Here is a 25,420-nt window from a genome sequence, read left to right as displayed (position 1 = left end):
TAGTGCCTAAGAACTTAATATTAGACTATTATTTTCTTATAGCATATTTTACTTTTATTATAAAGTAGATATTTTTATTGAAATAAAATTGATACAATCTTATTGTAAATAAAGTTAACGTTAATATTAAGGTAAGAATAAATATGCAAAGTATTTTTATTGTGCTAATATTTTTATTATTTTTGAGTAGCTATTCAGAAGGAAAAGTACAGGGTAAGAACCACGAGGAGAAACAAATAATAGAGCAAAAAACTGTACAAAATAACGAAACTTCTCAAAAAATAAATCAAGAAGCTATAAATTCTGAAAATGCAGCTGAATCGATAGTACCTGCTAATGATAACAATCAAACTAATGAAGTATCAACGCCGGATTCACAAGAACACAAAGATCCTAAAATAAAGCCTATTAAAGTCACTTTTAAAGTTGATGATAATGATATGGTTCTCGGTAACAAAAAATCAAATGTTATAGTAATCGAGTATTTTTCTCCTACATGCCCACATTGTGCTTATTATCATCAGACCATTTTTCCGGAACTTAAGAAAAAATATATTGATACTAATAAAATTGCATATGTCGTTCGTGAATTTATTGCTACAAAACAAGATTTAGACGCTGCAATTTTAGCCCGTTGCAAGGGTGATATAAATAGTTTTGTACAGTTTCATAATATTATATTAAAACAACAAGATAAGTGGGCATATAGCAATAAATATAGAGAATTATTAACCGATATAGGTAAGCTTGGTGGCATTTCTCCAGAAGAATATAAACAATGCTTAAATAGCGATAAAATTACTGAAACACTAATTGCTAATACTAATTTAGTAGCAAAAACACCAAAATTTATAGGTACTCCTTCTTTCTTCGTTAACGGAGTACAAACCAAAAATTATAGTATAGATAATATTGCTAAGGCAGTGGATAAAGCTTTAGATGAGCAAAAAGAAAAAGCAAAAAAATGAGATGAATTTATAATTTAATATTAGGATTGCTAGACAAAGTTTAATTTGGAAAAGAGCAAGAAGTCTATAAAGTGAGGGAGCGGAGGCATACATTTAGCATGTGAGCACTGTAGAACTTAATATAGACGACGTAGTCAATTTTTCAAATTAAACGAGTATAACTGTGGATGTGGATACGGAAAAACTAAACAATATCAAAGCAAGAATTAAAGACTTTAAAAGTGCTAGACTTTTTAATCCTAAAGTTCAGCAAGAAATTAGTTCATTCACTATTGCCATAGATTTAGTTTCAGGTACAATGGTAGGTGTCGCGAGTGGAATATTCACGGATAAGTTATTTTATTCTAAACCTTTATTTCTGATTATATTTACAATAATAGGAATGATTGCCGGTTTTAATATTATAAGGCAGAAAGTAAATAATAAAAAGTAAGAAAATGACTCTTAACCCTTTAGTACAATTTGATATCAAAAAATTGATAGAAATTAAAATTTTCGGTTTTGACATCAGCTTTACTAATTCAAGTATCTATATGTTACTTGCTAGTATCTTAGCTTTAACTTATTTTTACTTAGCTTTTTATAACTGGAAGTTAGTACCTTCTAGATTACAAGTAAGTGCTGAAATAGTTTATAATCTCGTAGCTGATATGTTAAATCAGAATATAGGAGCAAAAGGACATAAATTTATTCCATTATTTTTTAGTTTATTTATTTTCATTTTATTCTGTAATTTACTTGGTATGACACCATATAGCTTTACTGTTACTAGTCATATTATCGTTACTTTTGCCTTGGCAATTTTAGTATTTTTAACGATAACTATAGTCGGTTTTGTAAAACACAGCTTACGTTTTTTAACTCTTTTTCTACCACACGGTACCCCTTTATGGTTAGCACCGCTAATGATAGTAATTGAACTATTTACATATTTAGCAAGACCGATTAGTTTATCTTTGCGACTTGCTGCTAATATGATGGCAGGGCATGTGTTATTAAAAGTAATAGCTAGTTTTACCATTTCATTAATGATTTACTTGAAATTTATATCAATCCCTCTTATGGTTATACTGATTGGATTTGAAATTTTTATTGCAGTACTTCAAGCTTATATTTTTACTATTTTGTCTTGTATGTATCTTAATGATGCGATTAATTTACACTAGACTTCTTATAAAACTCTACTTCTAGAGGTAATTTGTACATCGATCCGGTAAAACGCGAATCATAAAGTACGTTTGTGTACCCTGCGGTTCTGCGTTCCGTGTCTCCTTCAAATTCCTCTCTATAAGCAAATTTTAAGAAGTCTTAAATATTTTTAATTAAAGTTGGAATTTCGTATGGATATAGTTTCTTTAAAATTTATTGGTGTAGGACTTATGGCTATCGGTATGTATGGTGCGGCTCTAGGAGTTAGTAATATATTTAGCTCTCTACTTAATGCAATAGCACGAAACCCTGCAGCTGCAGAAAACTTACAAAGAATGGCTCTTATCGGCGCAGGTCTTGCTGAAGCAATAGGGCTTTTTTCCTTTGTGATTGCTATGTTACTTATTTTTTCTTAAAATTCATTTTAAATAAGATGCCTCAATTTGATATTGCTACATATTATTCACAAATTTTTTGGCTTATAGTTACTTTCGGCTTATTGTATATCTTTATTTATAAATTTATCATTCCAAAAGCCGAAGAAATTTTTAATAACAGACAGACAAATATTCAAGATAATATTACACAAGCTGATATACTGACCTTAGAAGTAGAAAAGCTAAATAAATATTATAATGAGGAAGTAGAAAAAACAAATACCGCAATAGATAGGCTAAAAAAAGCAAAAATATACTCTTTAGAATCAGAATTCTTAATAAAAAAAAAGAATCTAGAACAAGATTTAAAAAATTCTATAAATAAAAATATTGAAGATATAAATTTAGCTGCTAAGCAATTTAGAACTAATAAAAGCGAAGCAATCATAAAACTTGCAGTTAATATTATTGAAAAAGTAGCTGGAACTAAAGCAGATATAGATTTACTAAAAAAAATAAAATAATGAATTTCCTAGATGAAAACTTCTGTCTTGCCGTTAGTTTTGTAATTTTTGTATATTTAATTTATAAACCGGCAAAAAAAGCTATTTTAAATTCTTTAGATGTTAAGATTTTAGAAATCCAAGAAAGAGTTCTAAAAGCTAAAAAGTTAAAAGAAGATGCTATCTTACTCTTTGAACAAACGAACGCACAAATAAAGCAATTAGACACTTTACGCTCTCAAATGATAGAAGAAAGCAATAAAGTTACAAAAAAAATCATTCAAGAAAAAACTAAAGAAATTGAAGAATTTTTAGAGCATAAAAAATCTGATGCTATAAAATTAATTCAACACCAAAAATTAATCACAAGTAAAGAATTACAAGATGAATTTTGTGATGAAGTGATAAAACTTGTCTCCAAATATTTTCAATCAGTTAAGCTTTCAGAGAGCAACATTGCTAAAAATTTAATGGATAAATCTGATTTTGTCCATAATAATAAAGTTACATAGATACACTAACTACTATCTAGCAATTTGACACAGATCTGTAATATCTAATATCCGTCAATACAATATTTAGGATGCTCATTTGTTATCTTTGTTGTAGTTCAGAATAAGCTCTAGTAAATTCTTTTACACAAGTGAAGTTTTTATTAGAGCTGTTAACCGCTCCTAAGCAATTACTTCAAAACACAACATTTTGGGGCTATTTTTCTATATTCTTAGCATTAGATAAAGCCCTTAATTGTTTTACTAAGTAATTAGCACTTAAATAACCTTTCACTCCCCAATTTCCTAAAATCGCAAAACTACTCTATTTCCCTTTAACAACATTAATAAATATTTAATTTTTTTGTAATTTTTGTTTAATTTCTAATGTAACTTCCTCAAAATCGCCTCTTTATAATATAAATTCTCTAATTTCATTATTTCTTATAAATTCTGGTACCTCAAGATAACTTTTTATCCTTAGTACTAGAATAATCTAAACCTGAAGTTTGTATAAACATTTAATAAGCTTGTTTATTACTATTGCCTGTTTGTATCATTTCCTTAAGCTTCTTTGATATTATTTTATAGACCTTGCAATATCATGATATTTATCATGATATAATTTTTAAAATATTTTTAATACTTTTTTGTGATATTTTAATGTTTCTTCAAACTCACATAATATTCATTAATGACAATGCTTCTAATATTTTTATAGATTATTGTAGCTTCATCTATTAATTCTTTTAAAAAAAATCTATGCTGAAAAATCAGGATCTAAGTAATTGATTTTACTTTAATACACTACCACTTTCAATAATTGAAATGGTCATACGGACTCTTTATCACCACGTTCTTTTAATAAAGTATTAATATCTTTATTACTTAACCTGTTCCCTAAAGATTTCTCTCAATTTGCTTCATCTTGGTTAAAAGGCTCTAATGTAATATTTTCTATATCATCACTTTATTTATTATTTTTAGTAGTAATTATTGTTTGTGCTTTAATCTTTAGATATATTCATTATACCTTTAATATAATGCTCAATGTCTTTATATAAATGATTTCTACGTTATCAAAAATAAATAATGTATTTGAATTAAATTGGTAATACTTTCATGTACCAATTAGTACATGAAAGTATTACCATCTTATTATGTCTTCTTCCCTTTCATCTGTTTAAGTAAATAGTAAACTCTTTGGCAAGTTAATCTATATGCTTCAAGGATTTTATATGCGAAATCTACATTAATAAAATGTACTATTTTCTTCGCTTCTTCTCTTTGTTTACAATGATAGCTAGCGTACTCTTTACCTGTTCCGGCAAAAACACTAATTATTACACATTGCTCTTTACTTAAAATATTTCTTACAATACTTTTTTACAAATAATAAGACTATAAACTGATAAAGGAGGTAAATTACTGTTTATGTTTTTATATAGTCAGAAGTGTAAGCATTTCGATCTTTCATATTTCTTTTGCTTCAAAAGGTTTAATTCTGCTAGTTGCCCTAAATAACCAATCACTACTTCATTTATTTATTATATCAGTAGACAAATTTACTTCTTGCTAGCGGTAATGGACCTTTGTAAGAAAGTTTAAATTGATCTTTAGCAGATATTATATCTTTTTTTGATGGTTATCCTTGTGCAGAATCATTTTCTAAATGCTTATAAACTTCTAAAATTGTCCACACCGGTGATATTCTTACTATTAAAAATTGGTCTAAACCTCCCAATGTTGTGCTATAATATTTCTATGTATTAATTTACTTCCAAAATCTTTAATCAATACTATTAACAGGTATAAAATTAAGCACCTTATCTATTGCTTTCTTACCTAATGTGTCATCTTTAGGATCATATTCTATGCAAGGCCAATCTAATATTTTCTCATATTTTATAGGTTTACCTGTTTCGTGATCAAAACTATCTAGCATTGAATCAAGTAAGTCACCAGTTAATGATAGTAGAGGAATATAATTTTTAATAGATATAGCTTTATTTATTTTACTGCTATATTCAGCTGCGGTAATTTTAGGGAATAGTTTATATGCTTTATGAATATGCAGGTTGCAAATATTCACAAAATTCATTGTAGATAAATAAGTTGTTATGTTTAGATTTCTTACATCACAATCAGTTTTATGACCATGAATATAAACATTTGATTTAAAGTTATCCATAATTTTTGCAGAACCCAGACTATCAAAAGCTATTGCTTTTAAATAATTAAAATCTCTATGACCAAAATATAAACTAAGCTCTGCAAACCAAGCACCTAACGAATAACCGGTAAAAGATAGATTATAATTATATTTTGAGAATAGTTAACTGGATTAAAAAAACTTACCTGCTTTCATAAATATACTTCATAAGATTTTATTAGCTGTATTGTGTAGCTCTAATTGAAATTTACGTTTTCAACTAAATTTTTTAAAGCATTAAAAGTTATTAGTTTCAGCTATTATTTTATGATTAATGTTTTTTTAATTTCTAGTTATAATTAGAATCTAAATTAAGATTATTGAGGTAATAATTATTACCTCAATAATCTTAATTTATAGGAAAATAGAGAATGGTGACCCCTACGGGACTTGAACCCGTGTTCCCACCGTGAAAGGGTGGTGTCCTAACCGCTAGACGAAGGGGCCTTAATGTATAAGTAGACTGGTAAATGTATTAAAGTGTCATACCGTGGCTACAATCACGGGATGACAGTTAGAAGTTTTATATAACACCTTTGCAAATATTGCAAGTATAAAATTATAGGTTTACCTTAAGCTTAACGCTACCTTGATGACTTCGATAATGTTTATTTAGGTAATAATTATAATCTAAAGAAATAGTAGTATTTTTTATACTCCCCATAATCCCTACTCCTAAATTATAGGATATTTTTGGTTGTTTTGGTATTAGATAATACTGCTTGAATGTATTATCTAATATTTTAATAACTCTATTTATTCTTTGGGTTTTCTCTTTAAAATTATGTTCTACAGCTCCTTGGAATATTAGCCCTAAATTATTAAATTTTAAAACATCTTTCAAAGGTACTTTAACTTTAGTACCAATAATTCCGGATAATATATTATTCTCTTTCATTGTAAGAGCTATTTCTTGTACGTTAATACCTATTTCATTATATACCCCATCTCGTGACTTACCGTATCTTAAGCCAATATTTGGAGTAATAACAAGATTGTTTTTAACAAGATAATTATAATTTAGTAATGCTTCCGCATTATAACTATGATTACGATGCTTTACATTACTTCTAATGTTAGTATCACCATATGAATAAGTTGTCTTATCTTTAATAAAGTTTTTAGAAGCAGATACTAAAGCTTGTGCTACAAAATTCTTCGGTAATTCTTTTTGTCCATAAATAGAAACTACATGACTATTAATAAATTCTTTGTCATTATTTTTACTATTTTTAAATTTAAATACTGAATAAACATTACTATAAGCTATACCTACAATATTATTGTCGATTTCAAAGTCAAACCCGATAGTAGTACCTTTATTAATACCTCTATAACCGGTCATATTGTTAACACGTCCATGATTATTAGTGCCATACATACCACGCATCCACAAACCTCTTTTTATACGAGACTCTTCTTCATCACCTGCTGCAACGGCAGTAAGAGCTTCAGAGGAATCTAACCTTGCACCAAGAATAGACTTACTTATATTTTTAACAACTTGAACTCCTTGATTAAGGGTAGGAGCAATTGCTGCAATACTCTTTTTTGTCTCTTCTATTACTTCCTGTTTAAGAGAAATAACTGTATTAACTTCTGTTGTTTTAAGATTATCCTCTCTAGAATCAAGTAATTGATCTACTACTCCTTCTTCAGATTCTGAATCTATTCCTGAGTCATTATCGTCATCTTCATCTTCGCTACCATCACTTAACACTAAACATTCCTTTTCGCTATCGTCACTTAATGCTAATGCATACTCATTACTTGATACAGGTAGTGCAAGTAATTGCTTATCTTCTACTTCTTGAATACCTGCTTTTGTTACCTCTTCATCTTCTGATGATTGTTCCTTTCCTGATGGCAAAGAATCTATAGTTGTATCATTGTTTGAACTTAACATTTCCTGTAATGTTAATCCATTCAAAATATCTTCAGGATCTTCCTGGGCTTTAGATTCAAGAACATTAATAACTGATTCGGGAATCCCTGCACTCAATTTCTTAAGTGCTTCTTTTATTTCTTCAAAAGAAACATTATTTAATTTTGATGGATCTGCTATACATGCATTTATAGCATCGTGCATAATTACTTCTTTTTCTTGCAGCTTTTTAATCTGCTGAGCAGTTTGATCAGCTCCTGAGCTTGTACTTGGCAATTGTTCCAGTTCTTGCCTTTTAACTATTACTGCCATTTGATATATCCGCAAAGCAGCTATTTTATTTTCGATTAATTTTGTTGGATCATTTGTATTAATATAATCAACACCACTAAATACACTGTTTATGCTGTCAGGTGAAAACACTGGCTTACCCTCAGCTGAATGTATATTAGGTTCAAATTGCGTCTCTAGATGCTTTATTTCCCCTTCTAACCAAATCTTGTCTTTCGACATTGCAAATACTTCGAGCATTAATTCCTTAAATTTTGGATCATTTTGATTTAAAGCATCTAATTCTAATTCCTTAGCTTTATAATCATTGGATATTTTTTCATATTTAGATTTTAATTCCTCTAATTTCATAACATTAGAACTGCTTAAATTATTTAAGCTACTAACTGATGATGAGTGGGATAGATTTGATTCTGTATTGCTAAGTATGTCACCAACTGAATAAGAACGTGATAGCTCACGTGATAGCTCTGAGTCTGAATATATAGCAGCTTGAAATAAAGGATCTATGGCTTTTATATCTTGTTCTAACTGTGACTGTTTTTTCTGTACCTCCATATATTCTATTATAGCTAATTTCTCAAGTTCTGGATCATCTTCACGTTGGTTACGTAGTTCTTCCGTAGCTCTCTTAGAAGCAATCACTTTTTGGGATTCCTCACATAAAGCATCATATTCTCTTATAGGTGGAAGTTTTGCTTCAAATACTAGACGTTCTAATGGTTTTTTTACATTATTTCTGCTATTATTTTCTTTGTTATCCTCTAAAGTTTTTCTAACTAATTTTATATCCGTATTATATTTTTCCAATAATTTATCCACTAATGCTACTTGTTCTTTTGCTTGATCATCATTTGGATTATTTATTACATGCATAATAGCTTGCTCTTCTACCATCTTAGCTTCTTGTTTTCTTCTTTCTAAATCTTTGAGTAGGTTCTGAAATAATATAGGACGTTCTATACTATTTGCTCTAGCAATTGTGTCTAATGTCTGATTAATATTATCTTGATACCCCAAAACTTTCAAAGTAGGCAATTCAAACGAAAGTTCTTGGCCAACTTGTGTACAATCTGTACCTTTACCACAACTTGTATTAAATCCAACATCTGCATCTGTTTCTTTATCTAAACTCACAAAGCCTGAATCCATCCTTTTAGGATCTGCTACTTCTTGATTAGGTAACACTGTTGTATAAGTTTGCGGCTGAGTTTGGTTTGGCACTAAGTATCCATATTTCTCCTCAAGTTGCAATTGTTTACCTAAAATTCCCTGAACTCCACTAGTTAATGGCATGATTGGCTTCGCTTTTGGTGGCTGCTTATAAGTAGAATCATTAGAACTATAAACAATAGGAGTTAATAACTTTAGATTTTCCTCTATCTTATCTAATTGTTCAGAATAACCATTCATTTTATCTTGCATGACTTGTAATGTTGTTCTACTTGTTTCTGTTTCTGCATTATTTACTACTTTTGCTGCCTTACTTACTAATTTTTCTATATTTTTTAATTCTTTTTTTATTACTGATACTTCATGTTTTGCTTCTATTCTTTCTACTTCCTGCAATTTTTCCTGCAATTTTGCCTTATAATCCAACATTTGTATTAGTTGCTCTGAAACTTTCAATTTTATATTGCTTATCTCTTCAGCCTTTTGTGCTTGTTTATTTTTTTCTTTTCTTACCTTTTCTGCTGCGGCTCTAGCATTTTTGTCTTCAGCAATTTTCTTTTCTTGTTCAGTCTTAGTTAAGTGTATTTTCTGCAAAAAAGTTTTTTCTTGTCTAACTTTATCTGCTTTTGATTTATTTTTATTCTTTATTGTTACATGTTTAGTTGATGTCTCTGCTTTTCTTTGGAGTTCTGCAGCAATACGTCGTTGATTTTGTTCTAATTGAACTTGATTCATTTGAGTTATCAGTTTTTCTACATCTGTACTATTTCTTTTTACTTCATTTTCTCTCCTTTTCTTTTTATTAACTGCAGCTTGTCTAACAGCATTGACTTTCTGCTTTTGAGTAAGCACATCTAGTTGTCGCTGCTGATTTAAGAATGGTCCAGCTGTCGATACTTCCGCAACGGGAGCTTTTTTTTGAGCTGATTTTTTAGCTTTTTTACCTGATGTCTGTTCAATAGCTGCCGTTATCATACCTAACTTTCTTTTTGCGTTTTCATTATGTGTAGATATGCGATTTACAATTCCTGCTGTAATTTCAAGTGTGGTCGGTTTTGGAGACATTGTGGGTTTAATCAGTGTAGTAGGCTGCTCTATCTGTTGCGGCTCACTAAACGATAATCTTCGTGCTACTGCATATTGATTATTTGGAGTAGCATGCGGGATAGGCTCATCATACGGAGTACCAGGTGCTGTAGTATAAATATGTTCCGGTGATGTTGATGGAGTTGAGAATATTGGTGTAGTATTTAAGGTGTTAGGTGCAGTGACAAAGCTACCTGAAGTTGGGCTAACAGTAGGTGAAGATACTGTTATTATAATCTCTGGTTTTTGAGCTGTTTGCTCTATCGGTTCAGAAGTATCAATATTTTGATTTTGTTCTGTTGTTTCATTGCCTACTAATATTTTCCTTCTAGTAGGAGGTCTTTTTCTCTTATTACCAGCAGTAGCAAAAGATTTAGCACGCTCAAATTTATTATTTATAACAGGTTGTAATAAACCATTATCTCCTCTTTCAATAATATCTAAATTAATAGGTTCACTACTCGCCATACCCTCAAAAGGTAATGTAATTATTGTCCCTACTGAGATAGAGGCAAGCAGAGAATATTTTAAAAATCTTGATTTTTGTAGTTGGCTTTGTTCTATTAACGTACTCATTATAAATACCTCAGTTTTAATTAATTATTTTATAGACATAAACGTTGGGGATGTTAATAAATAAGTTAATAAAAAGCAATATAATATATTTACCTTAACTTTTAATTATAAGAGAATTTTGTTCTCATTATTGAAAATATTATATGGATATGATATATAGCGTATTTTAGCTTTTAATTGAAAATGCTATGATATTTTAAAAAACTTAAGAAGCAAAACATAATAATTTAAATAGTATTTTATATTTACGGTATTATTAGCTATTTATGCTTAATTTTGAGCTTTCATTTACAACAATTTTTATCATTTTTTGTATTTGCTTAATATTAACTTTTACTAGAAATTCTAACATATTTTTCATTTTACTTATTAGATGATTATTGCTTTTATTTTTGGCATATTTATCTCTAAATATCATGTGATAAATTTACATAGAAAAACTCTTTACAAACCAATAATCATAGAAATTAACAGCAATATAGAATCTATAAACCGACTATTATAGGAGGACAAGTAGTATTAAATAATATTAAAATCGAAAAAATTAATAAATATCTTCCCAAATTCGCTTATAGAGGAATTTGTAGTAGACACAAGCAACACCACAGCGTAGTACAAAAGTGTACGTGAGGATACAAGTATCAGGTCGACACACAAATTACCTCTAGAAGTAGAATTTTGGAAGATATCTAATGGTGATTGACAAAAACTGAAGTTAGCTTACTAAAATCAGGTTTGCATTTATCTTTAGTAGTCATAATTGTTTTCCTTACTACAAGATTTTTATTAAATCATTCAAATCATTTAGCATATAATTTCAATATAAAATTAATCTCTGCTTATTATTCGCTAGTAGGTAGCTTTGGTTATTTAGAGCTAAGCGGTATGTTAGCAGCAACGAGTGCTTTTATTACTGCTACAATCTTTATTACTCAGACGCTCTTGCTTTCCTCTTCGTTCATTTACAATTGAGGCCTTTATAATATGTGAAACCTTGAATATATTTTTATCCAAGTTTCTAATTATCTTTTATTGCGGTATTATAGCGTGTTACCGGTTATGAAGAATCTTACTTAAAGAATTCATGGCTACTTGGCAATAAGAAAGGCATTTTCAGAGCAATAAATTTTATACAGCTTCAAATATTTATTCAAGATTCTTAGCAAGCATCATAACGGCACCTGTAGTAATTAACCAATTCTTCATATTTTCTACTTACTGAGTACCGACTAATCTCATTCTTTTTTCCTTATATCGCTTGCTTTATCTCTGCCTTTTACCATGATTGGGTTTGATAGCTATATACTAAAGCTTATGGGATTCTTTATTGATATAATAATCTGCTGCCTATTTTAGTTTACCTGATGCTGTATAGTATTTCAGTTATATTACAATTTTAGTATTTTACTTTTTTTATTCGGCTTTTTTTGGATTTTGTATGTGAAAAACCTATTAGCGTTTACTTGGTCTTGTAATCATGGCAATATCTCTTATATTTATGCTTTACTAGCCAAAGCCGGGATTAATATTTGATGCAAATCATATGATTGTCGGTGTTAAAAATAAGGAAAATAAACTAGTAATTTATGTCGGTAGAGTTTTTGTTATATTAGAATATAATTAATTATCAATAAAAATTAAAATAATCATGTGTTCAAAGAAATTGAATTATCTTACTCAAAATATATTCATTATAAAAAATGCAAATTATACAAAAAACATTAAAAATTTCTTCAAAAGGATATAAAAAAATCTTGAGCCTATTAAATGAAAAAGGACAAGCAAGACTTATAGGCGGATGCGTGCGAGATGCTCTACTTAAAAAGGATAGCTACGATATTGATATAGATACTACTTTGATACCAAGTGAAGTAATAAATATTTTATCTAGAGCTAAAATAAAAACTATCCCGACTGGTTTAAAATTTGGTACGATTACAGCTATTTTAGATAAGGAAAAATTTGAAATTACAACTCTTAGAAAAGATATTGAATGCAACGGCAGACATGCCAAATTAGTATTCACAAATGATTTTGCCGAAGATGCTGCAAGACGAGATTTTACTATTAATGCTTTAAGTTATTGTCCCTTTAAGAACAAGATATATGATTATTTTGACGGGTTTAAGGATTTACAGCAGGAAAAGGTTGTATTTATAGGGGAAGCTCTAAATAGAATTAAAGAAGATTATTTACGAATTCTACGCTTCTTTCGTTTTTCTAGCTATTATGCTAATCAGCTTGATCATGAAGGTTTAAAAGCATGTAAAGTTTTAAAATACGGCTTAAAAACTTTATCAAGAGAGCGAATAAAAAGCGAAATGAATAAAATTATTGTTTCAAAAAGAGCAGCACAAATTTTAGAAGCTATGTTTGAAATAGGAATATTAGAATTAATATTTTCTATACAAAATTATAAAATAAAATTCTTTGAGCAGGCAAATGATTTTAAATTAGAATTAGCTACTCGATATGCACTCTTATTATATAATCAAAAAGATTTAAACTTAAAGGTTTTTCTAGATTGGAAATTCTCAAAATATGAGGCAATGCAAATATTATCAATAACAAACTTTCTGAATGACACTGAATGTAATATGAAGAAAATTTGGTTAGAAAAAAATAATTATAAAGAATATTTATTAGCTGCTAGCATAATAGGTAAACTAGATTATCTACAAGTAAAAGAATTTATACGTAAATATGATGCAGTGTTACGTCCTAAATTCCAAGTAAACGGTAATAATTTGTTAAATATGAATATAGAGAAAAAAGAGATAGGTGCAAAATTAGAATATCTAAAAAATTTTTGGATAGAGCATGATTTTAAACCTAGTAAATTAGAATTGTTACGTGTGATATCCCGCGGAAGCAGCAATCCAGTAATAAAAAGGAGTAAATATGAAAAATAGAAATTGCTTTACTTTGTTTCTTGATTCCTGCTTCCACGGGAATGAAATAAAGGAACGATGGAATGATATTGGTAACCTGCAATAACACCGATCAAGTCGCAGAATGACATACATAATATTAATATTCTTTACACTCTTCAGCTTTGCTAGTTATGCTAAACCTAAGATAGTTGTAAGCATTACGCCAATCGCTAGTATTGTTTCAATGCTTGTTAAGGATAAAGCAGATATAAAAAGTTTAGCTATTAGTAGCGATTGTCCTCATCATTATAATTTAAAACCTAGTGATTTAGCAAAAGTTAAAAATGCGGATATAGCTATTTATATTAATGAACAATTTGACGGTTTTGCTAAAAAATTAATTGATAATCATAGCCAAAATATTATAAAAATCAGTGATATTAAATCTTTAACCTCTATAAAAGATAATTGGCATATTTGGCTTGATCTTAATAATTCTGCGATTTTATTACAAGAATTTGCACAAATATTTAGTGAGAAGTTTCCTGCGCTACAAGAAGATATTAATAATAATCTTTCAGCAGCACTTAAAGAATTAAACAAGCTAAAAGAAATTAAAAATAATGCGCTTGCTAGTTTAAAAGACGTAATTTTATTAAGTGATAGTACAGAGTATTTTTTTCTTAATACTAATATTAAAACTGCAAAACTATATAGTGAAAGTCAAAAAAGCCTTCAATATATAAGTAATTTAGAAGCTTTAATTAAAGGTTCTAATAACAAATGCCTTGTTTTAAGTAATAAACAAACTTCACAACTATATGACAAATTAAATACTAAAATAATAATATTAAATAGCGAAAACTGGAATGTAAAAAATATTAATTCAAACACTTTTCAAAATCAATATTTACAGATAATTGATCAAGTTAAAAAATGTTTATAAACTTAAATAATGAAGAAGAGACAAAGAATCTTGCAAAACGCTTTGCACAAAACTTAAAACCAAATGATATAGTTTTACTTAACAGTGATCTTGGTTCTGGTAAAACGTTTTTTTGTCGTGAAATTATTAAATATTTTTGCGGTGAAAATACAAGCATTATAAGCCCAACTTTTAATTTACTCCAAACATACAAAGCCTCTAACTTCACTATTTATCACTACGATCTTTATCGTCTAAAATCACCTGAAGAAATCTATGAGCTTGGATTTGAAGAGGCGTTAAACGGTAATTTAATTTTAATAGAATGGTCTCAAATAATTAAGCACCTACTGCCCACTACTTTAATTGAGGTAAACCTAGAGGTATTAGATGAAAACAAACGTTTGTGTAGTATTATAACAAATTATAAAGAAAATTCATAAGAATCTTACCTTATTGATTTTTTACAAAATTCTCCGCTATTCGGTAGATCAAAGCCTTTCTAAAAAATTGAATTATATATTCCTTTAATATCTTATCTAAAAAATCCTTACTTTCTTTCTCTGATAAAAAACACTAGCCATCCTTACTTTAAAGACAAATCATTTTTACTTGCATTGTCCAATACATATCTTCAAGCTGATTAAATTTCTCATATTCTTCATACTATATAAGAACCACTCAATTGTAAGAAATTGTCCTTTTACTTTATACATGCTACTCGTAGCACCGTAATTTTGTTTATATATAAGGTACAGAGCTATATTTATTTAAAGCTTAAATATACGGAGTTTTATTTAATTTTTTAGAAGATTTTGTTTTTCTACTTTATTCGTAGGTAAAATTACCCGTTCTTGTAGGACTAGCTAAGTTTTAAAAGAATTCGAATCTACTAAAACGAAATATGATTTTTCATTACTTAAATAAGAACAAATAACAACTTTCATTTGCTTATTTTCAGTAATTACATGCAAAAATACCGGTTTGTAATTAATTATAATTATTGCTTTCTTACTTAGAATAGCTTAAATATATATTATAAAAATAAAACTTAAATTCTTTTCATTTATCTCGTATCTATAATACTCGTATAAAATTCCTTGATTTTCTCTTTTACCGCAACTGAATCGTTCATTAAATTAACAGCACCTCTAAACTCTGCTGAATTAGGTAGCCCGCTACTATACCAACCAATATGTTTACGAGCAATAGGTACGCCTACAGATTCGCCGTAATAATCAATTATTGCCTCATAATGCTCTGTTACAATATCTAGCTGCTCTGCTATAGAGGGAGCAGGTTTTGCTTCACCTGTTTTAAGGTAATGATCGATCTGTGAAATAAGCCAAGGTTTGCCATATGCCCCTCTACCGATCATAATACCGTCCGCACCGGATTTTTGTAGGGCTTCTTTTGCTTTAGTAAAATTAGTAATATCACCGTTAGCAATAACCGGAATATTTACAACTTCTTTAACTGATCGTATAAAATCCCAATCGGCATTACCGGAGTAAAATTGACATCTTGTTCTGCCGTGAACGGTAACCATCTGAATACCTGAGTTTTCAGCAATGTTAGCTAAAGTCGGAGCATTTTTTGTTTGATCATCCCATCCCATACGCATTTTAACCGTTACCGGAATTTTTACTGCTTTAACTGTTGCTTCAAAAATCTTAGCTGCAAGCTGCTCATCCCTCATTAGAGCCGAACCTGAATAACCTTCTACTACCTTTTTCGCTGGACAGCCAAAATTAAGATCGATAATTTTTGCACCCATATCCTCATTCATTTTGGCAGCTTCTGCTATTACATTCGGTTCACAGCCTGCTAGCTGCACGCAAGCACTTGTTGCATCATCACGCATAATGGCACTTTTTTGTAGCGATTGTCTAGATTCCACAATCATTGCTCTACTTGCAACCATTTCAGAAACTACCAGCCCTACACCGAATCTTTTTACTAATCTTCTAAATTCCAAATCCGTAACACCCGACATTGGAGCTAGTATAATATTTGAAGAAAGTACAATATCACCGATTTTGATCATAACAACCGTTATAAAATAAATTCGTATAATATCATATTAGGTATTTTTGTCTAATATTACTAATTAAGAATAGACAAAAGACGATTAATATATTATAAGCTTAAATTATGTTTCTTTCTGAGTAAAATGTCATTCCCGCTTCCCCGCGGGAATGACATTCAATTATTATGGCCACGTAGCTCAGTTGGTAGAGCAAAGGACTGAAAATCCTTGTGTCGTTGGTTCGATTCCAATCGTGGCCACCACCATTTTTGCTGAAGTTTTATATGGCAAGTAGTAATTTTTATAAAAATCTAGGACCACGAAAACTAACGACAATTATAGATTTTTTGCACGATATTATAGAGCATCCTAAGATTTATGAAGATATAGTTATTCATGATATTAAAATTTTGCAAGAAGCCTCCCGAAACGATATTAGCTTTTTAAGTAACACAAAATATTCCGAATTTTTAAAAACTACTAACGCTGCTGCTTGTATCGTGCCAAAAAATTTTAAGGGAGAAGTAAATCCAAATACCATTTTAATACATGCTGAGAACTCGTATTTTGCTTACGGCAAATTGATTGATTTTTTTTATGCTCCTATTAAATCATATCCTGCTAAAATAATGAAATCAGCTATTGTTGCAGCTTCAGCAATTATAGGAAAAAATTGTTATATAGGTCACAATGTAGTTATTGAAGACGATGTTATTATAGGTGATAATAGTATTATAGAAGCTGGAAGTTTTATAGGTAGAGGCGTAAACCTAGGCAGAAACGCTAGAATAGAGCAACATGTTTCAATAAATTATGCAATTATAGGCGACGACGTTGTAATACTCACAGGTGCAAAAATAGGACAAGACGGGTTTGGATTTTCTACTGAAAAAGGTGTACATCATCAAATATTTCATACAGGGATAGTTAAAATCGGCAATAATGTCAAAATCGGTGCGAACACTACTATTGATAGAGGGTCACTTCAAGATACAATTATAGAAGATTTATGCTGTATAGATAATTTAGTACAAATAGGACATGGAGTAAAAATAGGTAAAGGTTCTATTATCATAGCACAAGTAGGTATAGCAGGTAGTAGCACAATTGGAAAATATTGTGCTCTTGGAGGACAAGTAGGAATCGCTGGACATCTAAATATAGGCGACCAGGTACAGGTAGCGGCACAAAGCGGCGTAGCACAAAATATAGAGGCAGGTAAAATTGTCGGCGGCAGTCCTGCAGTTCATATCATGAACTGGCATAGACAATCTATTATTATGAAACAATTAATAAAAAAGAGACCTAAATAAATGATGGATATTACGGAAATTATGAATTTAATACCTCATCGCTATCCATTTTTATTAGTAGATAGAGTACTTGAAATTGATCTTAACAAATCAATACTAGGTATTAAAAACGTTACCGTTAATGAACCACAATTTACAGGGCATTTTCCGGCAAGACCTGTTATGCCTGGTGTTCTAATGGTTGAGGCTATGGCACAGCTTGCAGCTATATTAGTTGCTAAATCTTTAGGTTCTACTAAGAATAAAGAAGTGTTTTTAATGACAATAGAGAACTCAAAATTTCGTAGAATTGTGCAGCCTGGAGATACTATGCATATCCATACTGTTATTGATCAGCAAAGAGCCAATGTATGGAAATTTTCAAGTACAGTTAAAATTGAAGGTGAAATAACCGCAGAAAGTAAATTTACCGCAATGATTAAAGATAAAGCATAGGAATATAGTGTCAAATTCTAATATACATCCTACAGCTGTAATTGCCGAAGGTGCAAATCTTGGTAAAAATGTAAAAATTGGTCCGTACTGTATTATAGGTGCTGAAGTAGTACTTAATGATAATGTAGAACTAAAATCTCATGTGGTAATTGAAGGGATTACTGAAATCGGTGAAAATACGATTATTTATCCTTTTGCATCAATTGGTCAACCACCGCAAATCTTAAAATATGCTAATGAGAGATCAAGCACGATAATCGGTTCTAATAATACTATTAGAGAATATGTTACGGTGCAAGCAGGAAGCCAAGGCGGTGGAATGATAACAAGAATAGGAAATAATAATTTATTTATGGTCGGTGTTCATGTCGGCCATGACTGTAAAATCGGAAATAATGTAGTATTTGCCAATTACGTAAGCCTAGCAGGTCATATTGAGGTAGGTGATTATGTAATAATCAGCGGGCTGTCTGCCGTACATCAATATGCTAGAATCGGTAAATATTCGATGATCGGCGGACTATCACCGGTCGGATCAGATGTAATACCGTTCGGACTTGTAAGTAGTAAACGTGCAGTACTTGAGGGTTTAAACCTAATCGGTATGAATAGAAAAGGATTTGATAAAGCAGAGTCTTTAAGTGCTTTAAAGGCTATCAAAGAAATCTTTTCAAGCGAAGGTAATTTTGCTGAGCGTATTAAACAAGTTGCAGAGAAGTATAAAAATAATTCTATAGTAATGCAAATTATTGATTTTCTTAATCAAGATAGTAGTAGAGCATTTTGCCATTTTGAAAAGTGATTTATATATTCTATCCATTCCGAGACTTGATCGCAGAATCCAGTAAAAACTAGAAAAATGCTATATTATAAGTTGTTTTTCTAGATACCGTGGTTTTAAGACACGCTATGACTACTTATCAAACTAATCTTCTCATTTTTTCTTGTAAAGAATTTTTGCGTAAACGAGTTTTTAAACTCTCAAAATCAACTATTTCTGCTTTCTGATTTTGACAGCTACATGCAAAAATATATTTCTGCTCTCCTCGAACTTTTTGTATACATTGTCCACAAATTCCTTTCATCATACATTGCATCGATGAATTAACACTAACTATTAGCTCCGTATTTTCACCGAATATTTCATTTTTTAGACTTTGCAATTCTTCTATTATTTCAGGAGAAGCATTAATTATTACTCTATCCACAGAAGTCAATTTACGGGTTTTTATATCAGGATAGGTAAAAAATATAACTTCATTATTATTTTCTTTTAAAACTTTCAACAAGCTTACATTACTGACTTTGGAATCAACAATAACTATTTTTTTATTTTGAGGTATTTCTAGTGGTATGCCCGTCGGTCCCATTAACACTACTTTCTCATTTTCAGATAATGTTTTACATAAACTAGTAGACTTACCTACTTCAAAAACTATAAAACTAATTAAACCTTTTTCTATATCAATATCTGTAGGGCTTAAGGCTAACGGTTCTATTAATTTAGCAATATCTTCAGAATAATTTTGTAAGCGAAAGAACTGACCAAACTTAAAATTTTTAGCAGCAAGAGGTGAGTGAATCACCAACTCAAAAGTTTTATCATCTAAAATATTTATTTTATGGATTCTGCTGATTAATAAATAATCAAGCTGCGTTATAAAGTCTCTGTAACTATCTTTAAAGCTAGGGTTATTATTTATAAGTCTTTTGTTAATATTTTCATATCCTTCCTTGCTACTTGCAAGTGCCTTAACAACACTACCTGAATATTCAGGGTTACAATCACCGAAATAACTATATTTATTCTCATCGAGTTCAAGGTTATTTTCTATACCGATTGCTATAATCACGGTTTTGGCTTTAAGTACTTCAGTATCATCCCACGACTTAATCGCGGGATCCATAATATTGTCCTGATAATTTCCCTGGATCTGGATTCCGTGATCAAGTCGTGGGATGATACTGAACGTCACAGACTCTACATGACCATATTTATCGGTATTAATCCTTAAAGGCTGCATATTTTCTCTAAAATCAATACCAAGTGCCATAGCATATATTAGCTCTTCGTGATTTAACTTATATGCAGGTGATTCTTGCAGTTTTCCACGATAATAGATGGTGCTACCACCAAGCTTATTAAAAAGCTTTCTTAATTCTTCATGATTCTTAACTTCTTTAAATAATCTTGCATGAGCAATAAATTCTTCAGCTATTTCTTTATCTTCCTCCGTTAAATCTTTTTCTATATAATCTTTACCATATTTTTGAACAGCAAGCTCATAATCTTTAAAAAATCTCTCTACTTGCATTTTATAGTAATATAGACTTTCCGTTGCCGCATCAATTGAAGTAAGGCCACCTCCTATGATTGCAATCGGCATCCTAATTAGCATATTAGCATTAGAATTTTCTAAAAATGCTCCTCCGCTTTGCAGAGTCATTAAAAAATCAGAAGCCATTTTTACGCCTTTAGCTTCAAAATTTTCTATATCTAAAACTTTCGGCTGACCTGCTCCAATGCAAAAAGCTATATGATCAAAGCCTAAACTAAAAGCTTGTTCTTTCATTATATTGCTACCTAAAGTCACTCCGTCATAATATTTAAAGTTATCATTTCTCTCTAATATTAGCCGCAATATATCAAGGTTATTTTTATCCCAGCGAATAGTTATACCGTATTCTGATACCCCTCCAAATCCTCTTGCCATTCTTTCCGATAACAAACTTTTATATTCATGCCAAAATTTGATAGGTTTATTAACATCAAAAGGTAGGAGAGAAATTTTTAAGCCATCAATAGCCGTAACATTGTGACCTGACCGTAATAAATAGTAGCTAAGGCTAAAACCTGCAGGACCAAGACCGGTAACTAAAATATTATAATTAGTAGATTCTTTCGGAAGCGGTGCATAAATATTAAGCGGGTTCCAGCGGGTAAGGAGTAGATATATCTCTAGACCATAAGGTAATTTAAGTGTTTCTTCCAAAATATTAGATTCTATTAAAGGAATATTTACCGGATCTTGCTTTTGATAAATACAAGCTCTCACACAATCATTACAAATCCTATGGCCCGTTGCTGCAACCATCGGGTTATCAATAACAATAATAGCAAGAGCACTTAGGTTAAAACCTTGTGCCTTAACATAATTCATTTCAGAAATTTTTTGCTTTAAAGGACAACCGGTTGTCATTGTGCGATCGAGTCTCGGGATCCAGTCTTTTTTAATTTTTTTTTGGATCCCGTGGCGGCGGGGCGGCCACCGGATGACATTTATTCCCTTAGAACATGAATCCTTATCCTGCTTATGACAATAAATGCAATAATGAGAGTTGTTTAAAGCTTCCTCTAAATTTGAAAAGATATTAGTATAATTAAAATCTATTCGTTGATTCCTTTGATATTTTAATATTTTTTTATCGTCTATTAGATTTTCTTTATCTAGTTTTTGTGGGAGATTGAACAATATACTATCGTTTGTTATGTCATCCCTGTAAAAACAGGGATCCAGACTTAGTTTTTCTAGATTCACACTTTTGCTGGAATGACATTGACCATAAACCATATAAGCTGCATATTGTGCTGCTATGTCTAACTCTTCTACGAAACTCTCTTCCTCTTGTTGCCATATAATTATTTGTTTTGCAAATTCTCTAGAAGTAAAATTTGTACCTATTAAATCAGTTAGCTTTAAATATATCTCTTCAAAATCAATATTTTTTATTTTTTCCGGTGGATATTTTTTTATGGCAATACGCTGAACAAATTTTCTTTTACATTCATAAATAATATCAAAATCTTTATGTTTCAGCCTTGAAATTATCACTTCTTTTGAAATACAAAATAACTCTGCTAAAAAATCATCTAAATAAGGGGAAATTTTTAACAAAAATTCAGAATAATCTTGTGGAATAATAGAGAAAGGAGTTGATCTAAATAATATTAAATCTTTATGTAGAGAACTATCAGCTTTAAAGAGATAATCTAAAAATATTTGATCTAATTTTTTAAGTCCGGTTAAATCTAATTCATTAAAATCTAGATTAAAACCAAGTTTCATAAATAATAAATAACTCTTTTAGAAAATTGTCTGTAAATAAAATAACTTATACAAACAGTGATAAATGCGACTATAACAGACTTAACTATTAATATCATATCCGGTAATGTTCCGTCAATCACCAATGCTTGTACAGGTCTTATAACTAAAAAGAACGGATTAAACTCAAAATATATCCTTTTAGATTCCGGAATTAACGAATACGGATAAACTATCGGTATACTCCAATAAATAACTCCAAGAATAACATTTAATATTTGCGGAATATCTCGAATATACGGCGTTAAAAATGCTACTGCAATAGAGCCGCTAATCACACATATTATTAAAGGAAAAATTAATACCGGCATAAATATTATTTGCCAAGAAAATTTTTCTGGAAATAATAAAATAAAAGCAAAATACATTGCCGAAAATGAACAAATTAAATTATATAATTGCCCTAAACTATCTGAAACAGGAAAAAAAGTCTTAGAAATTCTAACCTTTTTTATTATTTGATCACGTGTAACTAAAGAACTTGAACAAATCGTTAGGCTGCTTACTATAAAACTCCATAAAGGAAGACCGCCAACTAAGTTCATCACCATAAATTCTCTTGGTTGTCTTAATAAAAAACTGAAAAAATATGAAATTACCATTATGTGAATAAAAGGCTGAATTAAACTCCATAAAGAACCTAAAAAAGAATCCTTATTTTGTCTAATTATAGAAGCTTTAACCAATAATGCTATTGCCTGCCAGTATTTTTTAGAAAAAAAATACTTTATCATTTATGAGTTTCTCCATTAGACTCCTTGCATATAATGTAGCTAATAAGGAGTAATTTGCAGGAGGAGGATAACACGGAACACAGAACAACAGCGTATTAGAAAACATACGTGAAGAATTCGAGTACCGGATCGACTCACAAATTACCCTTAGAAGCAAGTTATACAAGAAGTCTATTATAAATTTTAAACATTTCTAATGGGGTTCCATCACCTATAATATTACCGTCTTTTAATAAAATACACCTATCGCAATTATCTTTTATAATTTCTTCTTGATGGCTTACTATTATTGAAATAGGAGTGTTTTTAAATTTATTCTTCATTAAACTAAGAGATTTTTCTATAAAATAGCTATCACCTGCTGCAAAAACTTCATCAAGTAACAAGATTTGCGGATTTTGAAATATTGACACGGAAAAAGCAAGGCGTGATAACATACCTGAGCTATAAATCTTTATAGGCAAATCAATTTTATTGCCGAGTTCTGAAAAATCTATAATTTCTTTTTCAATTTTTTCGCTATATTTATCCAGCATATTATTATATAGCATTAACATTTTTATATTTTCACGACCAGTTTGTTCTGACTCAAAACCAACTCCCATATCTATAATTGCTGCAATATCTCCATGAACTTTTATTGTACCTGATTTTAAAGGATATATTCCAGCGATTAGCTTTAGAAGTGAACTTTTTCCCGAACCGTTAGTTCCTATAAAAGCTACTTTTTCTCCTTCATAACAAGAAAAATTAATATTATTTAATATGAGTATATTTGGAGAAAGAGAAACTCCCTTTTTTAAAAAAAAATGTTTTAAACCTTGAGCTCTTTTGTGAGTATCTATGCCTTCTACATAACCATCGGTTATCTCTATCAATACTTTTGAATGGTTAAGTGACATAAAATAAATATTAAACAAATTTATGAATCCAATCTAAAAGATAGCTTTTTTGCTGCAAACCTATTTTAGTATCTTTCTGTTCACCGTTTTTAAATAACATTATTGTCGGAATACTACGAATACCGTATTCTGAAGGAGTATTAGGATTTTCATCAATATTCATTTTAAGTACTTTTACTTTGCCTTGTAATTCTTTACTGATTTCATCTATTATCGGTGTTAACATTTTGCATGGCCCACACCATTCTGCCCAAAAATCGACTAGTACCGGTAAATCCGATTCTAATACTTCCTTTTTAAAAGAGCTATCATTTACGTTACTTGCCATACTTGTCCTCTATGTTTTGTGGTATTGTTCATATGGGTTATATATTATTCCTACAAATGCGGAAATTCAGAAAAATTTTGAAAATATAGAACTATTGAAATTTAAATTTATACTTTCTGTTTTCTTATTGTTAACTGCTGTGAAAGCAGGAACGACATAGTGTTTTTTCTGATCCATGTGAACAACATCTATAAATAAAATTATAAAGTATAGACTTCTACTTGTAAATAATGAAAATCTTTTTATTTATTATATTTATTTTTTCTATTATAATATATACGCATTATTAAAGCTGCCGTTTCTTCTATTGATCTAGTAGATACGTCAATTACCGGCCAATTTCTTTGCTCACAAATTTTTCTGACTTCTAAACACTCTTTTTGTATTATATTAAAATCCGTATAGCTTTTATTTTCATTAATTTGCAATAAATTTAATCTAGCTTCTCTTATCTCAATTAACCTATTTGGATTAATGACGAGTCCTACCACCAACTGATCTATATCTTTTTCTATAAAATCGGGAAAAGGACAATTATAAACATAAGGAATATTGGCAGCTTTTAGACCGTTATACGCTAAAAATACGGAAGTCGGAGTTTTGGAAGTCCTAGAAGGGCCTATTAATATTATATCAGCTTCCGGTAACTCATTAAGCATTTGTCCATCATCATGTCTTATGGCATAATCTATAGCATTAAGCGTATCAAAATAAGTTTTATCGAATTTATAATTAAAATTCTGTTCTTTTTCTATTTCAATATCTGAAAAAACAGACATTTCTTTAATGATTTTACCTATTATGGAAATACACGGGATTTTTAATTCATAACAAAATTTTGTCAATGTTTTTCTTAGTTCTTGATCGGCAATCGTGTATAACACTATACCATGTTTAGATTCTATTTTACTTAATACTTCATTTAGTAATTCTAAATTTCTAATCATTGGCCAATGATATAATTTTGGTTTTATGGAAGTAAATTGTGCAAGAGCAGAATTCGCTGCATATTTTGCAGTTTGCACGGAAGAATCTGAAACCAAGTGAATAATTAGCTTTGTCAT

The 25,420-nt window shown here is 29.9% G+C and carries 21 protein-coding genes, 2 tRNA genes and 3 pseudogenes; 15 read left to right on the top strand and 11 right to left on the bottom strand.

Translation table 11 applies throughout. From position 1 onward, the window contains the following. Window positions 1-143: 143 nt before the first annotated feature. From A1E_RS00115 to A1E_RS00105, 3 genes are all read left to right on the top strand, one after another. Window positions 144-968, top strand: a complete 825-nt coding sequence (locus A1E_RS00115; protein WP_012148176.1) for a DsbA family protein — start codon at window positions 144-146, stop codon at window positions 966-968. Between the two features lie 169 nt (window positions 969-1,137). Beyond that, window positions 1,138-1,401, top strand: coding sequence for an AtpZ/AtpI family protein (locus A1E_RS00110; protein WP_012148175.1), 264 nt, complete (start codon window positions 1,138-1,140; stop codon window positions 1,399-1,401). Between the two features lie 4 nt (window positions 1,402-1,405). Beyond that, a complete protein-coding gene (locus A1E_RS00105; protein WP_012148174.1) occupies window positions 1,406-2,134 on the top strand; it encodes a F0F1 ATP synthase subunit A in 729 nt (242 codons plus the stop codon). Here A1E_RS00105 and A1E_RS07210 read toward each other — a convergent pair. Then, window positions 2,133-2,267: pseudogene (locus A1E_RS07210) on the bottom strand (palindromic element RPE1 domain-containing protein); the annotation flags it as partial. The gene A1E_RS00105 and the pseudogene A1E_RS07210 sit on opposite strands and share 2 nt — an antisense overlap. A 41-nt stretch (window positions 2,268-2,308) precedes the next feature. Here A1E_RS07210 and A1E_RS00100 point away from each other — a divergent pair. From A1E_RS00100 to A1E_RS00090, 3 genes are read left to right on the top strand one after another with little or no spacing between them, the layout of a single operon-like run. Then, a complete protein-coding gene (locus tag A1E_RS00100; RefSeq protein WP_012148173.1) occupies window positions 2,309-2,533 on the top strand; it encodes a F0F1 ATP synthase subunit C in 225 nt (74 codons plus the stop codon). A 17-nt stretch (window positions 2,534-2,550) separates the two neighbouring features. Next, window positions 2,551-3,018, top strand: a complete 468-nt coding sequence (locus A1E_RS00095; protein ID WP_012148172.1) for a F0F1 ATP synthase subunit B family protein — start codon at window positions 2,551-2,553, stop codon at window positions 3,016-3,018. Continuing rightward, complete coding sequence (locus A1E_RS00090) at window positions 3,018-3,509, top strand: F0F1 ATP synthase subunit B (protein ID WP_012148171.1); 492 nt, start codon at window positions 3,018-3,020, stop codon at window positions 3,507-3,509. Before A1E_RS00095 ends, A1E_RS00090 begins: the two co-directional genes overlap by 1 nt. A 1,768-nt stretch (window positions 3,510-5,277) precedes the next feature. On the opposite strand, the gene A1E_RS00085 is transcribed toward A1E_RS00090, so the two are convergent. The 3 genes from A1E_RS00085 to A1E_RS00075 form a co-directional block, all read right to left on the bottom strand. Further along, the gene (locus A1E_RS00085; protein ID WP_012148170.1) at window positions 5,278-5,679 is read right to left on the bottom strand and encodes a hypothetical protein; all 402 of its coding nucleotides are present in this window, start codon (window positions 5,677-5,679) and stop codon (window positions 5,278-5,280) included. A 393-nt stretch (window positions 5,680-6,072) separates the two neighbouring features. After that, window positions 6,073-6,147, bottom strand: a tRNA-Glu gene (locus A1E_RS00080). 112 nt (window positions 6,148-6,259) lie between these two features. Further along, the gene (locus A1E_RS00075; RefSeq protein WP_012148169.1) at window positions 6,260-10,711 is read right to left on the bottom strand and encodes an autotransporter domain-containing protein; all 4,452 of its coding nucleotides are present in this window, start codon (window positions 10,709-10,711) and stop codon (window positions 6,260-6,262) included. 534 nt (window positions 10,712-11,245) lie between these two features. Between A1E_RS00075 and A1E_RS07205 the strand changes: the two are divergent. From A1E_RS07205 to tsaE, 5 genes and pseudogenes are all read left to right on the top strand, one after another. Beyond that, window positions 11,246-11,405, top strand: a pseudogene (locus tag A1E_RS07205) (palindromic element RPE1 domain-containing protein); the annotation flags it as partial. Window positions 11,406-11,410: 5 nt separating this feature from the next. After that, entirely contained in the window at window positions 11,411-11,683 is a 273-nt protein-coding gene (locus tag A1E_RS07360; RefSeq protein ID WP_012148167.1) for a hypothetical protein, read from the top strand. Between the two features lie 728 nt (window positions 11,684-12,411). Next, window positions 12,412-13,623, top strand: coding sequence for a CCA tRNA nucleotidyltransferase (locus A1E_RS00065; RefSeq protein ID WP_012148166.1), 1,212 nt, complete (start codon window positions 12,412-12,414; stop codon window positions 13,621-13,623). Window positions 13,624-13,726: 103 nt separating this feature from the next. Then, on the top strand, window positions 13,727-14,530 hold the full coding sequence (locus tag A1E_RS00060; RefSeq protein ID WP_012148165.1) for a metal ABC transporter solute-binding protein, Zn/Mn family: 804 nt from the start codon (window positions 13,727-13,729) through the stop codon (window positions 14,528-14,530). Next, window positions 14,521-14,952, top strand: a complete 432-nt coding sequence (gene tsaE, locus A1E_RS00055; protein WP_012148164.1) for a tRNA (adenosine(37)-N6)-threonylcarbamoyltransferase complex ATPase subunit type 1 TsaE — start codon at window positions 14,521-14,523, stop codon at window positions 14,950-14,952. The genes A1E_RS00060 and tsaE overlap by 10 nt, the downstream gene beginning before the upstream one ends. A 186-nt stretch (window positions 14,953-15,138) precedes the next feature. On the opposite strand, the pseudogene A1E_RS06665 reads toward tsaE, so the two are convergent. Together A1E_RS06665 and dusB are read right to left on the bottom strand one after the other, a co-directional pair. Further along, window positions 15,139-15,483, bottom strand: a pseudogene (locus A1E_RS06665) (hypothetical protein); the annotation flags it as partial. Between the two features lie 92 nt (window positions 15,484-15,575). Further along, on the bottom strand, window positions 15,576-16,556 hold the full coding sequence (gene dusB, locus A1E_RS00050; protein WP_012148163.1) for a tRNA dihydrouridine synthase DusB: 981 nt from the start codon (window positions 16,554-16,556) through the stop codon (window positions 15,576-15,578). Window positions 16,557-16,725: 169 nt separating this feature from the next. Between dusB and A1E_RS00045 the strand changes: the two genes are divergently transcribed. The 4 genes from A1E_RS00045 to lpxA all read left to right on the top strand — a co-directional run bounded on the left by A1E_RS00045 (window position 16,726) and on the right by lpxA (window position 19,088). Further along, a tRNA-Phe gene (locus A1E_RS00045) sits at window positions 16,726-16,801 on the top strand. A gap of 21 nt (window positions 16,802-16,822) precedes the next feature. Further along, the gene (lpxD, locus tag A1E_RS00040) at window positions 16,823-17,851 is read left to right on the top strand and encodes a UDP-3-O-(3-hydroxymyristoyl)glucosamine N-acyltransferase (RefSeq protein WP_012148162.1); all 1,029 of its coding nucleotides are present in this window, start codon (window positions 16,823-16,825) and stop codon (window positions 17,849-17,851) included. Continuing rightward, window positions 17,852-18,286: a 3-hydroxyacyl-ACP dehydratase FabZ gene (gene fabZ, locus A1E_RS00035; RefSeq protein ID WP_012148161.1), complete on the top strand. Its 435-nt coding sequence runs from the start codon at window positions 17,852-17,854 to the stop codon at window positions 18,284-18,286. Window positions 18,287-18,293: 7 nt separating this feature from the next. Then, window positions 18,294-19,088 (top strand): acyl-ACP--UDP-N-acetylglucosamine O-acyltransferase, encoded by a 795-nt coding sequence (gene lpxA, locus A1E_RS00030; RefSeq protein ID WP_012148160.1) that lies wholly within the window; start codon window positions 18,294-18,296, stop codon window positions 19,086-19,088. A gap of 118 nt (window positions 19,089-19,206) precedes the next feature. Here the strand turns inward: lpxA and A1E_RS00025 are convergent, their stop codons facing one another. The 5 genes from A1E_RS00025 to A1E_RS00005 all read right to left on the bottom strand — a co-directional run bounded on the left by A1E_RS00025 (window position 19,207) and on the right by A1E_RS00005 (window position 25,420). Then, entirely contained in the window at window positions 19,207-22,353 is a 3,147-nt protein-coding gene (locus tag A1E_RS00025; RefSeq protein ID WP_012148159.1) for a bifunctional glutamate synthase subunit beta/2-polyprenylphenol hydroxylase, read from the bottom strand. Then, a complete protein-coding gene (locus A1E_RS00020) occupies window positions 22,350-23,126 on the bottom strand; it encodes an ABC transporter permease (protein ID WP_012148158.1) in 777 nt (258 codons plus the stop codon). The genes A1E_RS00025 and A1E_RS00020 overlap by 4 nt, the downstream gene beginning before the upstream one ends. 158 nt (window positions 23,127-23,284) lie before the next feature. Next, on the bottom strand, window positions 23,285-24,028 hold the full coding sequence (locus A1E_RS00015; protein ID WP_041405260.1) for an ABC transporter ATP-binding protein: 744 nt from the start codon (window positions 24,026-24,028) through the stop codon (window positions 23,285-23,287). Window positions 24,029-24,038: 10 nt separating this feature from the next. Further along, window positions 24,039-24,356, bottom strand: coding sequence for a thioredoxin (trxA, locus tag A1E_RS00010; protein WP_012148156.1), 318 nt, complete (start codon window positions 24,354-24,356; stop codon window positions 24,039-24,041). A gap of 242 nt (window positions 24,357-24,598) precedes the next feature. After that, window positions 24,599-25,420: a pyruvate, water dikinase regulatory protein gene (locus A1E_RS00005; RefSeq protein ID WP_012148155.1), complete on the bottom strand. Its 822-nt coding sequence runs from the start codon at window positions 25,418-25,420 to the stop codon at window positions 24,599-24,601.

Origin of the sequence: Rickettsia canadensis str. McKiel, assembly GCF_000014345.1 — a bacterium.
Classification (GTDB): domain Bacteria; phylum Pseudomonadota; class Alphaproteobacteria; order Rickettsiales; family Rickettsiaceae; genus Rickettsia; species Rickettsia canadensis.
This window is presented reverse-complemented; position numbering and strand designations above follow the sequence as displayed.

Excerpts from the sequence above, each read along its gene's own strand:
- A1E_RS00115 (WP_012148176.1), top strand. The coding sequence starts at position 144 with ATGCAAAGTATTTTTATTGTGCTAATATTTTTATTATTTTTGAGTAGC.
- A1E_RS00105 (WP_012148174.1), top strand. The coding sequence starts at position 1,406 with ATGACTCTTAACCCTTTAGTACAATTTGATATCAAAAAATTGATAGAA.
- A1E_RS00100 (WP_012148173.1), top strand. The coding sequence starts at position 2,309 with ATGGATATAGTTTCTTTAAAATTTATTGGTGTAGGACTTATGGCTATC.
- A1E_RS00095 (WP_012148172.1), top strand. The coding sequence starts at position 2,551 with ATGCCTCAATTTGATATTGCTACATATTATTCACAAATTTTTTGGCTT.
- A1E_RS00090 (WP_012148171.1), top strand. The coding sequence starts at position 3,018 with ATGAATTTCCTAGATGAAAACTTCTGTCTTGCCGTTAGTTTTGTAATT.
- A1E_RS00085 (WP_012148170.1), bottom strand. The coding sequence starts at position 5,679 with ATGGATAACTTTAAATCAAATGTTTATATTCATGGTCATAAAACTGAT.
- A1E_RS00075 (WP_012148169.1), bottom strand. The coding sequence starts at position 10,711 with ATGAGTACGTTAATAGAACAAAGCCAACTACAAAAATCAAGATTTTTA.
- A1E_RS00065 (WP_012148166.1), top strand. The coding sequence starts at position 12,412 with ATGCAAATTATACAAAAAACATTAAAAATTTCTTCAAAAGGATATAAA.
- A1E_RS00060 (WP_012148165.1), top strand. The coding sequence starts at position 13,727 with ATGACATACATAATATTAATATTCTTTACACTCTTCAGCTTTGCTAGT.
- tsaE (WP_012148164.1), top strand. The coding sequence starts at position 14,521 with ATGTTTATAAACTTAAATAATGAAGAAGAGACAAAGAATCTTGCAAAA.
- dusB (WP_012148163.1), bottom strand. The coding sequence starts at position 16,556 with ATGATCAAAATCGGTGATATTGTACTTTCTTCAAATATTATACTAGCT.
- lpxD (WP_012148162.1), top strand. The coding sequence starts at position 16,823 with ATGGCAAGTAGTAATTTTTATAAAAATCTAGGACCACGAAAACTAACG.
- fabZ (WP_012148161.1), top strand. The coding sequence starts at position 17,852 with ATGATGGATATTACGGAAATTATGAATTTAATACCTCATCGCTATCCA.
- A1E_RS00025 (WP_012148159.1), bottom strand. The coding sequence starts at position 22,353 with ATGAAACTTGGTTTTAATCTAGATTTTAATGAATTAGATTTAACCGGA.
- A1E_RS00020 (WP_012148158.1), bottom strand. The coding sequence starts at position 23,126 with ATGATAAAGTATTTTTTTTCTAAAAAATACTGGCAGGCAATAGCATTA.
- A1E_RS00015 (WP_041405260.1), bottom strand. The coding sequence starts at position 24,028 with ATGTCACTTAACCATTCAAAAGTATTGATAGAGATAACCGATGGTTAT.
- trxA (WP_012148156.1), bottom strand. The coding sequence starts at position 24,356 with ATGGCAAGTAACGTAAATGATAGCTCTTTTAAAAAGGAAGTATTAGAA.
- A1E_RS00005 (WP_012148155.1), bottom strand. The coding sequence starts at position 25,420 with ATGACAAAGCTAATTATTCACTTGGTTTCAGATTCTTCCGTGCAAACT.